Origin of the sequence: Alcanivorax xiamenensis (assembly GCF_009846745.1) — a bacterium.
In the GTDB taxonomy this organism is placed as follows: domain Bacteria; phylum Pseudomonadota; class Gammaproteobacteria; order Pseudomonadales; family Alcanivoracaceae; genus Alloalcanivorax; species Alloalcanivorax xiamenensis.
Genome location: NZ_AQPF01000011.1, coordinates 1 through 13,198, shown reverse-complemented (window position 1 = coordinate 13,198; position 13,198 = coordinate 1). Strand labels below are relative to the sequence as shown.

Sequence of the window (13,198 nt, the reverse complement as noted above, 5' to 3'; positions counted from 1 at the left end):
TGGCACCGCTCTTGCTGGTATACCGGCATGAGGAATCGAATGGCCGGTGGCCATCCACACTCGACAATTTGCTTCCAATAGACCGCTAGGGTTCCGATCGGCACCGCCGATGCCTGGTCCGAGAGCAGTCGACCTTCGCTGAAGGTTACACGGCGGGACAAAAGCCCGGGAGGACACGATGACACCTGTCATTGGATTCCTCTTCGTCCGTAACCCAGGAGGTCCGACATGACCCGTTTGCTCACCACCGTCTGCACCACCGCCCTGCTCGCGCTGACACTGACTTCACCGGCCCAGGCCCGGGACAGCTTCAAGGTTTGCTGGTCCATCTACGTGGGCTGGTTGCCGTGGGACTACGGCGCCGCCGAAGGCATCGTCGATAAGTGGGCGGACAAGTACGACATTGATATCGATGTGGTTCAGATCAACGATTACGTCGAGTCCATCAACCAGTACACCGCCGGCCAGTTCGACGGCTGCACCATGACCAACATGGACGCCCTGACCATTCCCGCCGCCGGCGGTGTCGACAGCACCGCCCTCATCGTTGGGGACTTCTCCAACGGCAACGATGGCATCGTGTTAAAAGACGCCGACACGCTCGAGGCCATCAACGGCCGCCGCGTCAATCTGGTGGAACTGTCCGTGTCCCACTATCTACTGGCCCGGGCACTGGACAGCGTCGGGCTCAGCGAGCGCGATATCACCGTGGTCAATACCGCCGACGCCGATCTGGTGTCCGCCTTCAATACCCCCGACGTGACCGCCCTGGCCACCTGGAATCCGTTGCTGGGCACCATTAAGGAATCCCCCGAGGCCAACCTGGTGTTCGATTCATCCCGCATTCCCGGCGAGATCATCGATCTGATGGTGGTGAACACCGAGACCCTCAAAGCCAACCCCGCCCTGGGCAAGGCACTCACCGGCGCCTGGTACGAAATCATGGGGCACCTGGATGACAGCGGCTTCCGTCAGCATCTGGCCAATATCGCCGCCACCGACCTGGACGGTCTGCAAACGCAGCTCGACGCCACCCGCCTGTTCGACCAGGCCGAAGACGCGGTGGCCTTCACCAACAGCCCGGCGTTGAAGGAGACCATGCAGAAAGTGGCGGAATTCTCCTTTGACCACGGTCTGCTCGGCGAAGGCGCTCCGGATGCCGGTTTCGTTGGCGTGGAAACCCCCGCCGGCGTCTACGGCAACAGCGGCAACGTCAAACTGCGCTTCGACCCGACCTATATGACCATGGCCGCCGAGGGTGAGCTGTAACCGCGCCCCCGCGCTTCGTCACCGCCCACAGGAGTCGCCATGAAGAAGTTGATCAACCGGCACCCCGGACCGGTCGCCACCTGGGCGCTGGGGCTGCTGCCCTTCGCCCTGCTGCTGGTGGTGTACCTGCTGGCTTCCGATGCCCGCCTGGAAGCCAACCCCAACGACAAGCTGCTGCCGTCGTTCAGCGCCATGGGCGACGCCATTCAGCGCATGGCATTCGAGCCCAGCAAGCGCAGCGGTGAATACCTGTTGTGGGCGGATACCCTGGCCAGTCTCACCCGTCTGACCATCGGCGTCGGCATCAGCGCCTTGATGGGGCTGATCTTCGGCATTGTCACCGGCACCCTGCCCTATGCCCGCGCGGGCCTGTCTCCGCTGATCACCGGGCTGTCGCTGGTGCCGCCGATGGCGATCCTGCCGATCCTGTTCATTCTGTTCGGGCTCGGCGAACTGGCCAAGGTGATGCTGATCATCATCGGTATTACGCCTTTTCTGATTCGCGACTTGCAGCAAAGAGCCCGGGAGATCCCAGCCGAGCAGGTGATCAAGATGCAGACGCTCGGCGCCAACACCTGGCAGATCATCCTGCGCCTGGTGTGGCCGCAGATCATGCCGCGTCTGATCAGTGCCGTGCGCTTGTCATTGGGCTCGGCGTGGCTGTTCCTGATCGCCGCCGAAGCCATCGCCGCCACCGAAGGGCTGGGTTATCGCATCTTCCTGGTACGCCGCTACCTGTCCATGGACGTGATCCTGCCCTACGTACTCTGGATCACCCTGCTGGCGTTCGCCATCGACTTCCTGCTGGCCCGCTATTCCCGCTGGCGTTACCCCTGGTTCCACGGCAGCCACTGAGCAAAGCGAGGAGAAGCCCATGGCTATCATCGAAATGAACAATCTGTGGAAAGAGTACGGCGACCAAGTGGTGCTGGAGCGCCTCGACGCGGAAGTGCAGGAAGGCGAATTCGTCACTCTTGTGGGCGCCTCCGGCTGCGGCAAAACCACCTTTCTGAAGATGCTGCTCGGCACCGAATCGCCCAGCCGGGGGGAGCTGCTGCTGGACGGCGCGCCGATCCCGGATCAGCCGGACGAGACCCGCGGCATCGTGTTCCAACGTTATTCGGTGCTGCCGCATCTGAGCGCGCTGGAGAACGTCATGCTGGCCGACGAGTTGCACCGCCACAAACTCAGTGGCCGCGCCTTTGGCGGCAAACGCAAAGCCTTGAAGGACGCCGCCATGGCCATGCTGGAATCCGTGGGGCTGACCCAGGCCGCCGGCAAGTTTCCCCACGAGCTGTCCGGTGGCATGCAACAGCGTCTGGCCATCGCCCAGGCATTGATGAAACGGCCGCGCATTTTGCTGCTGGACGAACCCTTCGGCGCGCTCGATCCCGGCATCCGCCGCGACATGCATCACCTGGTGCTGGATCTGTGGCGGCAACAGGGCCTGACCATCTTCATGGTCACCCACGATCTCGCCGAAGGCTTTTATCTCGGTACCCGGCTGTGGGTGTTCGACAAGACCCGCCTGGACCCGCAAGCCCCTGGCGCCTACGGCGCGCGCATCACCTACGACCTGCCGGTGGGAGATTGTGACAAGGGCACGCTCACCGCCATTCAGGCGCAGGCGGACGCCACCGCCCGCACCATGGCCTAGCGCCCGTTTTGATTTGGAAACGTACAAGGAGACTTTCATGACCGAACCGCTGTACCACTACACCATGCCCGGCGGCGCGCACTGGTCGTTTCGTCTGCGCCGGGGCACGGCCCTGCGTCTCACCGACCTGGAAGGCGGCGCCAACGTCGGCATGCTGTTCTACAACCCGGAAGAAAAACTGGAGCGTTACAACGCTCCGGACACCCTCAAGGGTCAGCACACCTTCAAACTGACCCGCGGTAATTGTCTCTACTCCGACATGGGCCGGGTGTTCGCCTCCATCGTCGAGGACAGTTTCGGCTGGCACGACACCGTGTGCGGCAATCTGGACGAGACCCGTCTGCGGGAAAAGTACGGCGAGCACTCCTACCAGCAATACCGCAACGACTGGACCCTGAGCGGCCACGCCAGCTTCCTCACCGAACTGGCCAAGTACGGCCTGGGCGAACGGGACCTGGCCGCCAATCTCAATCTGTTCAGCAAAGTCACGACCGACGACAACGGACAGCTGCGTTTCGACGCCGGCGCCGCCCGCGCCGGCGCGCAAATCACCCTGCGTTTCGAAATGGACACGCTGGTGGTGATGCACACCTGCCCGCACCCGCTCAACCCCGCTTGCGACTACCCGCGCAAACCCGTGCAAGTGGAAATGCTCAGCGCGGCACCGGTGGAACAGGACGACTACTGCCTTAATTTCCGTCCGGAAAACGCCCGCGCTTTCGAAAACAACCGCCTCTATCACCTGGGCCTTTAGGAGACCATCATGATTCGGGAAAGTCAGTTGAAGCCCGCCGATGCTCATTTCCGCGACACCGTCCCCGCCGGCGATTACTTTCTTAAAGTGCTGAAGGAAGGCGAGACCCTGCGCATCCTCGATCTGGAAGGCAACCAGGCGGCGGACACGCTGTTTTTCAATGCCAAGGACACCGCCGAGCGCTACAGCGCCATGGACACCCTCCGCGAACAGGGCAACGTCTTCCTCACCGCCGGCACCGTGCTGCGTTCCAACCGCAACCGGCCGATGCTGGAAATCACCGCTGACACCTGCGGCCGCCACGATACCCTCGGCGGCGCCTGCGCCACGGAAAGCAACACCGTGCGTTACGCGCTGGAAAAACGCTGCATGCACGCCTGCCGGGACAGCTGGATGCGGGCCGTTAACGAAAATGAGGAATACGGACTGAGTAAGCGCGACATCACCCACAACATCAATTTTTTCATGAACGTACCAGTAACCGCCGACGGCGGGCTGACCTTCGCCGATGGCATTTCCGCGCCAGGCAAGTACGTGGAAATGAAGGCATTGATGGACATCACCGTGCTGATTTCCAACTGCCCTCAGCTCAATAACCCGTGCAACGGCTACAACCCCACGCCCATCGAAGTACTGATCTGGCACTGACTATCGGAATAAGGCGCCGGGGACGACCCCGGAAGCCGGACGCTTACGGCGGGACGACCCGCCATCGCCGCAGAGCCGACATCATGTTCAAGAAGGTACTGATCGCCAACCGTGGCGCCATCGCCACCCGAATCATCCGTACCCTGAAAACCCTGGGCGTCACCAGCGTCGCGGTCTACGCCGACGCGGACGCCGATTCCCGCCACGTGAGCCTGGCCGACGAAGCGTATTATCTGGGGGAAGGCAGCGCCGCCAGTACCTATCTGGACCAGGACAAACTACTGGCATTGATGGCCGAGCGTCAGGTGGACGCGGTGCATCCCGGCTATGGTTTTCTCAGTGAGAACCCGGATTTCGTCGAGCGTTGCGAAGCCCAAGGCATCGCCTTTATCGGCCCCACCCCGGAACAGATGCGGGACTTCGGCCTCAAACACACCGCCCGCCAGCTGGCGGAAGACAATCAGGTGCCGCTGCTGCCGGGCACCGGTCTGCTGACCGATCCGGAACAGGCGCTGGCCGCCGCCACCGGCATCGGCTATCCGGTGATGTTGAAAAGCACGGCCGGCGGCGGTGGTATCGGCATGCAGATTTGCCACGATGCCGAATCGCTGCGCAAAGCCTGGGACACGGTACGCCGGCTCAGCGCCAACAACTTCTCCAACGACGGCGTGTTCCTGGAAAAATACATTGAGCGCGCCCGCCACATCGAAGTGCAGGTGTTCGGCGATGGAAAAGGCCACGCGGTGACGCTCGGCGAGCGTGACTGCTCCGCCCAGCGCCGCCATCAAAAAGTGGTGGAGGAAACCCCGGCGCCCAATCTTCCCGAAGCGGTTCGGCGCACTTTGCACGACACCGCACGGCGTCTGATGGCGGCGGTGCATTACCGCAACGCCGGGACCGTGGAATTCATTCTCGACCAGGATACCAACCGCTTTTACTTCCTGGAGGTGAATACCCGTCTGCAGGTGGAGCACGGCGTCACCGAGCAGGTTTACGGTGTCGACCTGGTGTCCTGGATGGTGCGGCTGGCCGCCGGCGAACTGCCGCCGCTGGAACACCTGACCAGCGATCTCACGCCGCGCGGTCATTCGATCCAGGTGCGTCTCTATGCGGAGGATCCGAACAAGGATTTCCAGCCCAGTGCTGGTCTGCTGACCACCGTGCGTTTTCCTGAAGCGGACGGCCAACGGCTGCGGCTGGACCATTGGATCGAAGCGGGACTGACCGTATCCCCACTGTACGACCCGATGCTGGCCAAGGTCATCGTTCACGAGGATGATCGCGAGCGCGCTCTGGCTGCCCTGGAGCAAGCGCTCGGCGACACTCTGGTGGAAGGCATCGAAACCAACCGCGAGTATGTGCTGGCGATCCTCGCCGACCCGGCGTTCCGGCAAGGCCGCATGACCACTCGCTATCTGAACGACTTCCGCTACCAACCCGATACCCTGGATGTCCTTGCCGGCGGTACCCTGACCACCGTCCAGGATTATCCCGGGCGCGGCGGCTACTGGCCGGTGGGCGTGCCGCCGTCCGGCCCGTTCGACAGCCTCAGTTTCCGCCTCGGTAACCGGTTGCTGGGCAACGACGAGAATGCGGCCGGCCTGGAATGCACGCTCAATGGCCCGACCCTGCGCTTCAACCGCGACACCCGGATCGCGCTGACCGGCGCGGATATGGGCGCCACGCTCGACGGCGAGTCCGTGCCCCGCTACCAGGCGGTGACGGTGATCGCCGGCCAGACGCTGAAGCTGGGCAAGGTCAACGGCACCGGTGCCCGCGCTTACCTGGCCGTGGCTGGCGGCATTCAATGCGAACCCTACCTGGGCTCACGCAGCACTTTTACGCTGGGTCAGTTTGGCGGCCACGGCGGCCGTGCTCTGCGCACCGGCGATGTGTTGCATCTGAGCCCGCACGGCGCGGTCCCGCAAGCCATCGAGGTGCCACCCGCGCTGAAGCCGAAGCTGCGCGATACCTGGACATTGCGAGTCATCTACGGTCCCCATGGCGCACCGGACTTCTTCACCGACAACGACGTCGCCACCTTCTTCAGCAGCGATTGGCAGGTCCATTACAACTCCAGCCGCACCGGCATACGACTGGTGGGGCCGAAACCGGAATGGGCCCGCAGCGACGGCGGCGAGGCCGGCATGCACCCTTCCAACATCCACGATAACGCCTATGCGGTGGGTACCATTGATTTCACCGGCGATATGCCGGTGATTCTGGGCCCGGATGGTCCGTCGCTCGGTGGCTTTGTCTGTCCCGCCACGGTGATCAAAGCCGACCTGTGGAAACTGGGACAACTGAAAGCCGGGGATAAAGTCCGCTTTCAACCGGTCTCCCTGGAAGACGCCGACCGTCTGTGTGAAGAACAGGACCGCTGTCTGCAACACCTGAACGCACCCGAACTGGTGGTGAAGTCCGCCCCTGTGATCACCCCGGTACTGGACCGCCTGCCGGAGGAGGAAGCCGGTGTGGAGGTAGTCTACCGAGCCGCCGGTGACCGTTATGTGCTGGTGGAATACGGTCCACTGGAACTGGATTTGCGCCTGCGTTTCCGGGCTCACGCCCTGATGCGGTGGCTGGAGCAGCAGCGGATTGACGGCGTGCTGGAGCTGACTCCCGGCATTCGTTCCCTGCAGATTCATTTCGATCCACGGCAGCTGCCGCGCAACACCCTGTTAACGCTATTGAAGGAAGCAGAACTGTCCTTGCAGCAACAGGATGATTTGCAAGTGCCGTCACGTATCGTTCACCTGCCACTGAGCTGGGACGACGAGGCCTGCCGGCTGGCGATCCGGAAATACATGCAATCGGTGCGCAAGGACGCGCCCTGGTGCCCGAGCAACATCGAATTCATCCGCCGCATCAATGGCCTGGACAGCATCGACGAGGTCAAGCGGATTCTGTTCGAGGCCAGTTATGTGGTGATGGGGTTGGGCGATGTGTACCTGGGCGCCCCGGTGGCCACACCTTACGATCCCCGTCACCGTCTGGTGACCACCAAATACAATCCGGCACGCACCTGGACCGCGGAAAATTCCGTCGGCATCGGCGGTTCCTATTTATGTGTGTATGGCATGGAGGGGCCGGGTGGCTATCAATTCGTCGGCCGCACTCTGCAAATGTGGAATCGCTATCGCACCACCGAGGCCTTCACCAAACCCTGGCTGCTACGGTTCTTCGATCAGATTCGTTTCTACGAAGTCAGCGCCGACGAACTGCAACAAATCCGCCGGGACTTTCCCAAAGGCGACTACCCGCTCAAGGTGGAAGAAACCACCTTCAGCCTCAACGCTTATCAGGACTTTCTGCGGCGTAATGAAGACAGCATCGGTACCTTCACCGAGCAACGCAACCAGGCTTTCGACGAGGAACTGCAACGCTGGGTGGAAAGCGGCCAGATTCATTTCGAGTCGCAGCAGCATCTGGACGGCGATGACGGCAATGGCCTGCCGGAAGGCATTCCGGTGGAATCCCCCACCGCCGGCAACATCTGGCAGCTCAACGTCGCCGAGGGCGACAGCGTGGAAGCCGGCCAGGTGGTGGCGATTCTGGAATCGATGAAAATGGAGATCGAGGTGACCGCGCCGGAGCACGGCAAGGTGCTGCGTATCGCCCGTCAGGAGGGCCAGCAGATCAATGCCGGTCAGGCCATCATGGTGCTGGGCTAATCGGATCGACTGTGCCCAGCCGGTTGGCGCTGGGCATAAGAATTCACACCGTATTCGCTGGCGAGCCAGCTTCCCACGGTGGAAGCAACGAAGCCGCTGTGGGAAGCGAGCTTGCTCGCGAATCGGCGCCTCGGCGTGTTACGTGTAGGCGCATCTGCGAATGGGGGCAACAGCGGCCCATGGACCGCGATGTCCCGCTAACAAAAAACTAGAGCGTGCAGCCCCCATCCACGGCGATGGCCTGGCCGGTGACGTGTTCGGCGCAGGCCAGGTACACCGCCAGTTGCCCCATGTCTTCCGGGGTTTGCGCCACGCCCTGGGGCAACAGCGTTTTCTGGTGGCGGGCCCAGGATGCCTCTTCGCTTTCCCCTTCTTCACGCCAGCGCCCGGCCAGGCCGTCCTCGCCACGCCACATGCCGGTACCGACGATACCCGGGCACAACGCATTCACGGTGATGCCGTCCAAAGCCACTTCCTTGGCCACCGCGTTGGTGAATCCGATCACCGCGAATTTGGACGCGGTGTAATGGGACAGATCCGGGAAGCCGATCTTGCCGGCGATGGAGGCCACGTTGATGATGCGCCCCCAGCGTCGCGGCCGCATCACCCGCACCGCGGCCTGGGTGCAGAGGAAAACCCCCTTGGCGTTCACCGCCATGATACGGTCGAAGTCCTCGGCGGTGAGTTCCTCGATGGACTGAATACTGATAATACCGGCGTTATTGACGGCGATATCCAGGTCGCCCAGCTCCGCCTCCACCTTTTCCACCATGGCACGCACCGAATCCGGCTGCGCCACGTTGACGGAGATCGCCAGGCTACGCCGCCCCGTGGCCTCTACCTTGGCGGCGGTTTCCTCGGCGATGGCCAGATCCAGATCCGCCACCGCCACATCCGCTCCGGCTCCGGCCAACGCCAGGGCAATCCCCTGTCCGATACCCCGGCCACCGCCGGTGACCAGAGCCACTTTTCCTTTCAGTTCCATGATCGCTGTTCCTGTTCAATGAATCCCGGGATTCAGCATAGGCGGGACCGGCCCGCCCGCTGCTGACGCACATCAATCAAGCCAGATGATGCACTTCCTGCTGCCCATACACCGGCGTGTCCAGACCTTCCATCCGCGCTTTCAACTGCAGCGCCAGGAACTGGGAGTAGAATCGGGACTGGTGCAGATTGCCGCCATGGAACCAGAGCGACGGCTGCCGGGTGGGCTTCCACATATTGCGCAGTTCGCCTTCCCAGGGCCCCGGGTCCTTGGTGGTGTCCGAGCCCATGCCCCAGCACTTACCCACTTTGTCCGCCACGTCCTGGGAAATAATGCGCGCCGCCCAGCCGTTCATGGAACCGTAGCCGGTGGCGTAGACGATCAGATCCGCCGGCAGCTCGGAACCGTCGGTCAGCGTCACCGAATGCGCGTTGATACGTTCGATACCGACACCGCTTTTCAACTTGATATCGCCGTTGGCCACCAGTTCGCAGGCGCCTACATCAATGTAGTAGCCGGAACCACGGCGCAGGTATTTCATGAACAGGCCGGAACCGTCATCGCCGAAGTCCAGCATGAAACCGGCCTCGCGCAGGCGGCGGTAGAAATCCGCGTCCTTTTCCGCCACCTGCTCATACACCGGGACGTGAAACTGAGGCATCACCTTGTAGGGAATGGAAGCGAAGGTCATGTCCGCCATTTCCGTGGTGATACCGTTGTTCACCGCTTCCTCGGAATACAGCGGCCCCAATACCAGATCCATCAACGTTTCCGATTTGATCACGTGGGTGGAGGAACGCTGTACCATGGTGACGTCGGCGCCATGCTCCCACAGTGCCGCGCAGATATCATGGGCCGAGTTGTTGGCACCCAGCACCACGCATTTCTTGCCGGCATAGGCTTCGCCACCCGGGTGCTTGCTGGAGTGATGCTGCTCACCCTGGAAGTCTTCCATGCCCGGAATTTCCGGCACGTTCGGCATACCGGACATACCGGTGGCCAGCACCAGCTGTCGTGGCCGCAAGGTGACGCGCTCACCATCGCGATTCACGTCCACCACCCATTCACCGGCCTGTTCGTCATAACGGGCACCGGTGCATTCAGTGGACCCCCAGTAGTTGATCTCCATGATCCGGGTGTACATCTCCAGCCAGTCGCCGATTTTGTCCTTGGGCGAAAACACCGGCCAGTGATCGGGAAACGGCAGGTACGGCATGTGGTCATACCAGACCGGATCGTGCAGACACAGGGATTTGTAGCGGTTGCGCCAGGAATCGCCAGGGCGCGGGTTCTTTTCCACCACGATGGTGGGGACATTCAATTGCCGCAGGCGCGCCGCCAGACCGATACCGCCCTGGCCGCCGCCGATAATCACACAATAAGGCTGACGGCTGTAACCCAGCTCCGCTTCCTCCTCGCGGCGCTCCTCCAGCCAGCTTTTACGGTTCTTGAACACGCCGTGACGCGCACCTTTGGGCCGCAGGGCGTTACGTTGCTCCGGATAGTCCCGCAGTTCCTTTAGCGTGGTCAGCAGAGTCCAGGCCTTGCCGTCACGCAGACGCAAGTGGCCATGGCCTCGTCCCACCGCGGTCTGGAATGTGATCCAGGCCTCCACCACACCGTTCTCCTCACGGGCATCGCCGGCCAGGCACCAGTCGGAAGGCCGGGTGTTGGCGATGGTGGCGCCGATCATGTCGCGCAGCGCGGCGTGTCCCTCCACGGTTTTGATATTCCAGGTGAAGGAAACCAGATCGCGCCAGTAACCGTTCTGTTCGAACAGCCCGGCGGCGGCGACGGGATCATCACCGCTCAGCGTCCGCTCCCATTCACCAAGCCAGTGTTCCACTTGACGGTTCGGCGTATTTGTCGTGCTCATGATGTGCTCCTCGCATGCGTTGTTGTTGTTTGTGTTCCATCACCGGCGTCGCGGTCGATGCGAACGCCGGCACGGATGCGGGGACAAGAGCAGGAGCCGTGCCAATCTTCCCCATGGGCCGTTAATCGGTTTCAGGGCCTTGATTTAAATAAGAATTTTGCCTCGGGCAGCGGTCCTTGAACGGAGGCCTGACGCCATCACAAACGTAACGGCGCGCAACGCCCGTCGTTACAGGTGTAAAGCTCCCGGGGTGTATTTAGTACTCAAGTCGGATGGAGCCGCCGGGAGCGCGGAGCTAGTCTGAATCCCAGGCAAAAAGCAGAACAACAATCCACCGCGGAGGCCCGAGAATGAGCAGCCTGCACGCGCAACAACGTCGCCACATCGACGACATCCTGCGATACGCGGGAGGCGGTTACCGTCCCACCGTGTCCCCCGGCGACGTCATGATCGCCCGCTCCTGGAAACGCTGTATCGAAGAATACGGCCTGGACCCGGCGCGGCCCCGGCCGGCCCGCATCGTTACCCATCAAACCCTGCGGGAACATCAGGAAAGCGCCGACGAGTTTCTCAATGTGGCACGGGCCGGGGTCGAGCAGTTGTACGGCCAGATCGCCCGGCTCGGTTATGTGCTGCTGCTCACCGATCAGCGCGGCATTACCGTGCAGTTCCTTGGTGACCGCCGGCACGACCAGAGGCTGCGCCAGGCCGGGCTCTATCTTGGCGCCGACTGGAACGAGCACCACGCCGGCACCTGCGCCGTGGGCACCTGCATCCGCGAAGGCGAGGCGCTCACCTGCCATCGCCAGGACCATTTCGATGCCACCCACATCGGCCTCACCTGCACCTCGGCTCCGATCACCGATCCTCAGGGACGTCTGCTGGCGGTGCTGGATATCTCCGCTCTGGATTCCGCGCCGACACGGGACAGCCAGAACTTCGCCTTGCATTTGATCCGCCTGTACGCGCGCATGATCGAGGACGCCTACTTCCTGCGCCATTACCGCAACCATACGGTGTTCCGCTGCGACACCTCGCGGGAGCTGGTGCAGGTCAACGGCCAGTATCTGTTCGCGCTTGACGGTGATGGCCGGGTGCTGGCCGCCAACGGCGTTGGCCGGCAGTTGCTGGCCCGGACCCGCACGGACGATGGCGAGGTCACCCTGCCGGAGCTGTTTGACTGTGATGCTCGGGATATCTGGTCGATTCCCTATGCCTGCGAGGATCAGGTTCGTGCCTTCCGGGTGCAGGCCCTGGGCAGTACCCTGTTCGGCAGCCTGATCGAGCCACGCCGCCCCACCCGGCCGGCCGCGCCGCAGCCACTGATGCCGGAAGAACCGGTGCCGGAACTGGACCGCCTTGCCGCCGACGATCCCGCCATGCGCCGCACTCTGAAGCTGGCCAAGCGTCTGCGGCAACGGGACGTGAGCCTGTTGATCCTGGGGGAAACCGGCACCGGCAAGGAAGTGCTGGCACGGGCCATTCATGACGCCGGGCCGCGCCGGCACAAACCGTTCGTGGCGGTGAACTGCGCCGCCATTCCTGAATCCCTGATCGAAAGCGAATTATTCGGCTACAGTCCCGGCACCTTCACTGGCGCCCGGGCCAAGGGCATGCGCGGCCTGATCCAGCAAGCCCACGGCGGCACCCTGTTTCTGGACGAAATTGGCGACATGCCATTGACGTTACAGACCCGGCTGCTAAGGGTATTGGCGGAGGGGGAAGTGCTGCCGCTGGGCTCGGAACGGCCGATATCGGTGGACTGCCGGGTGATCGCCGCCACGCACCGGGATCCGGCCAGATTGATCGCCGACGGCTCTTTTCGCGAGGATCTTTACTACCGGCTCAACGGCGCCACGCTAAGGCTGCCGGCGCTCAGGGAGCGGGCGGATAAACAGCATGTGATCGTGTCGGTGATGAGTGAGCTGGCCCGCGCCGTCGGGCAACCGCGGCTGCAGTTACGCGCGGACGCCATGAGCGCGTTGCTGGCCTGCCCGTGGCCCGGCAATATCCGCCAATTGGTGAACGCCCTGAATTTCGCCGAGGCCACTTGTGATGGCGAACAGATCACGGTGAACGATCTGCCGGAAGAATGTCTGGCCCAGGTGATCGGCCCCGGCACCACGCCGGCCACCACGGAGAATGACGACGATGGCGACCCGCAACGCGCCGGCCTGCTGTCGATCCTGAAACGCCACCACTGGATGATCAGCGCGGTGGCCCGGGAACTGGGCGTATCCCGTCCCACCGTCTACCGTCGTATGCGCAAGCACGGGCTGACGCCGCCGAATCAAAGGGATAGTTAGAGCCGTCGGACGCCGGACGCCGGACGCCG

At 62.7% G+C, this 13,198-nt stretch carries 9 protein-coding genes and 1 riboswitch; of the genes, 7 read left to right on the top strand and 2 right to left on the bottom strand.

The annotated features are described in order from the left end of the window. Positions 1 to 74: 74 nt before the first annotated feature. Positions 75 to 174: riboswitch (guanidine-I (ykkC/yxkD leader) on the top strand. 54 nt (positions 175 to 228) lie between these two features. From A6D6_RS09165 to uca, 6 genes are all read left to right on the top strand, one after another. Continuing rightward, entirely contained in the window at positions 229 to 1,269 is a 1,041-nt protein-coding gene (locus A6D6_RS09165; protein WP_133490355.1) for a putative urea ABC transporter substrate-binding protein, read from the top strand. 39 nt (positions 1,270 to 1,308) lie between these two features. Beyond that, positions 1,309 to 2,124: an ABC transporter permease gene (locus A6D6_RS09160; protein ID WP_159660545.1), complete on the top strand. Its 816-nt coding sequence runs from the start codon at positions 1,309 to 1,311 to the stop codon at positions 2,122 to 2,124. Between the two features lie 19 nt (positions 2,125 to 2,143). Then, entirely contained in the window at positions 2,144 to 2,926 is a 783-nt protein-coding gene (locus A6D6_RS09155; RefSeq protein ID WP_159660544.1) for an ABC transporter ATP-binding protein, read from the top strand. 37 nt (positions 2,927 to 2,963) lie between these two features. Further along, a complete protein-coding gene (locus A6D6_RS09150; protein WP_159660543.1) occupies positions 2,964 to 3,680 on the top strand; it encodes an urea amidolyase associated protein UAAP1 in 717 nt (238 codons plus the stop codon). Positions 3,681 to 3,689: 9 nt separating this feature from the next. Next, positions 3,690 to 4,328, top strand: a complete 639-nt coding sequence (locus A6D6_RS09145) for an urea amidolyase associated protein UAAP2 (protein ID WP_133490351.1) — start codon at positions 3,690 to 3,692, stop codon at positions 4,326 to 4,328. A gap of 83 nt (positions 4,329 to 4,411) precedes the next feature. Further along, the gene (gene uca / locus A6D6_RS09140) at positions 4,412 to 8,002 is read left to right on the top strand and encodes an urea carboxylase (RefSeq protein WP_159660542.1); all 3,591 of its coding nucleotides are present in this window, start codon (positions 4,412 to 4,414) and stop codon (positions 8,000 to 8,002) included. 208 nt (positions 8,003 to 8,210) lie between these two features. Here uca and A6D6_RS09135 read toward each other — a convergent pair whose 3' ends face one another. Then, on the bottom strand, positions 8,211 to 8,987 hold the full coding sequence (locus A6D6_RS09135) for an SDR family NAD(P)-dependent oxidoreductase (protein ID WP_159660541.1): 777 nt from the start codon (positions 8,985 to 8,987) through the stop codon (positions 8,211 to 8,213). Between the two features lie 76 nt (positions 8,988 to 9,063). Then, the gene (locus A6D6_RS09130; protein WP_159660540.1) at positions 9,064 to 10,863 is read right to left on the bottom strand and encodes a flavin-containing monooxygenase; all 1,800 of its coding nucleotides are present in this window, start codon (positions 10,861 to 10,863) and stop codon (positions 9,064 to 9,066) included. Between the two features lie 350 nt (positions 10,864 to 11,213). On the opposite strand from A6D6_RS09130, the gene A6D6_RS09125 reads away from it, so the two are divergent. Continuing rightward, a complete protein-coding gene (locus A6D6_RS09125; RefSeq protein WP_159660539.1) occupies positions 11,214 to 13,169 on the top strand; it encodes a sigma-54-dependent Fis family transcriptional regulator in 1,956 nt (651 codons plus the stop codon). Positions 13,170 to 13,198 lie beyond the last annotated feature (29 nt).

Excerpts from the sequence above, each read along its gene's own strand:
- A6D6_RS09165 (WP_133490355.1), top strand. The coding sequence starts at position 229 with ATGACCCGTTTGCTCACCACCGTCTGCACCACCGCCCTGCTCGCGCTG.
- A6D6_RS09160 (WP_159660545.1), top strand. The coding sequence starts at position 1,309 with ATGAAGAAGTTGATCAACCGGCACCCCGGACCGGTCGCCACCTGGGCG.
- A6D6_RS09155 (WP_159660544.1), top strand. The coding sequence starts at position 2,144 with ATGGCTATCATCGAAATGAACAATCTGTGGAAAGAGTACGGCGACCAA.
- A6D6_RS09150 (WP_159660543.1), top strand. The coding sequence starts at position 2,964 with ATGACCGAACCGCTGTACCACTACACCATGCCCGGCGGCGCGCACTGG.
- A6D6_RS09145 (WP_133490351.1), top strand. The coding sequence starts at position 3,690 with ATGATTCGGGAAAGTCAGTTGAAGCCCGCCGATGCTCATTTCCGCGAC.
- uca (WP_159660542.1), top strand. The coding sequence starts at position 4,412 with ATGTTCAAGAAGGTACTGATCGCCAACCGTGGCGCCATCGCCACCCGA.
- A6D6_RS09135 (WP_159660541.1), bottom strand. The coding sequence starts at position 8,987 with ATGGAACTGAAAGGAAAAGTGGCTCTGGTCACCGGCGGTGGCCGGGGT.
- A6D6_RS09130 (WP_159660540.1), bottom strand. The coding sequence starts at position 10,863 with ATGAGCACGACAAATACGCCGAACCGTCAAGTGGAACACTGGCTTGGT.
- A6D6_RS09125 (WP_159660539.1), top strand. The coding sequence starts at position 11,214 with ATGAGCAGCCTGCACGCGCAACAACGTCGCCACATCGACGACATCCTG.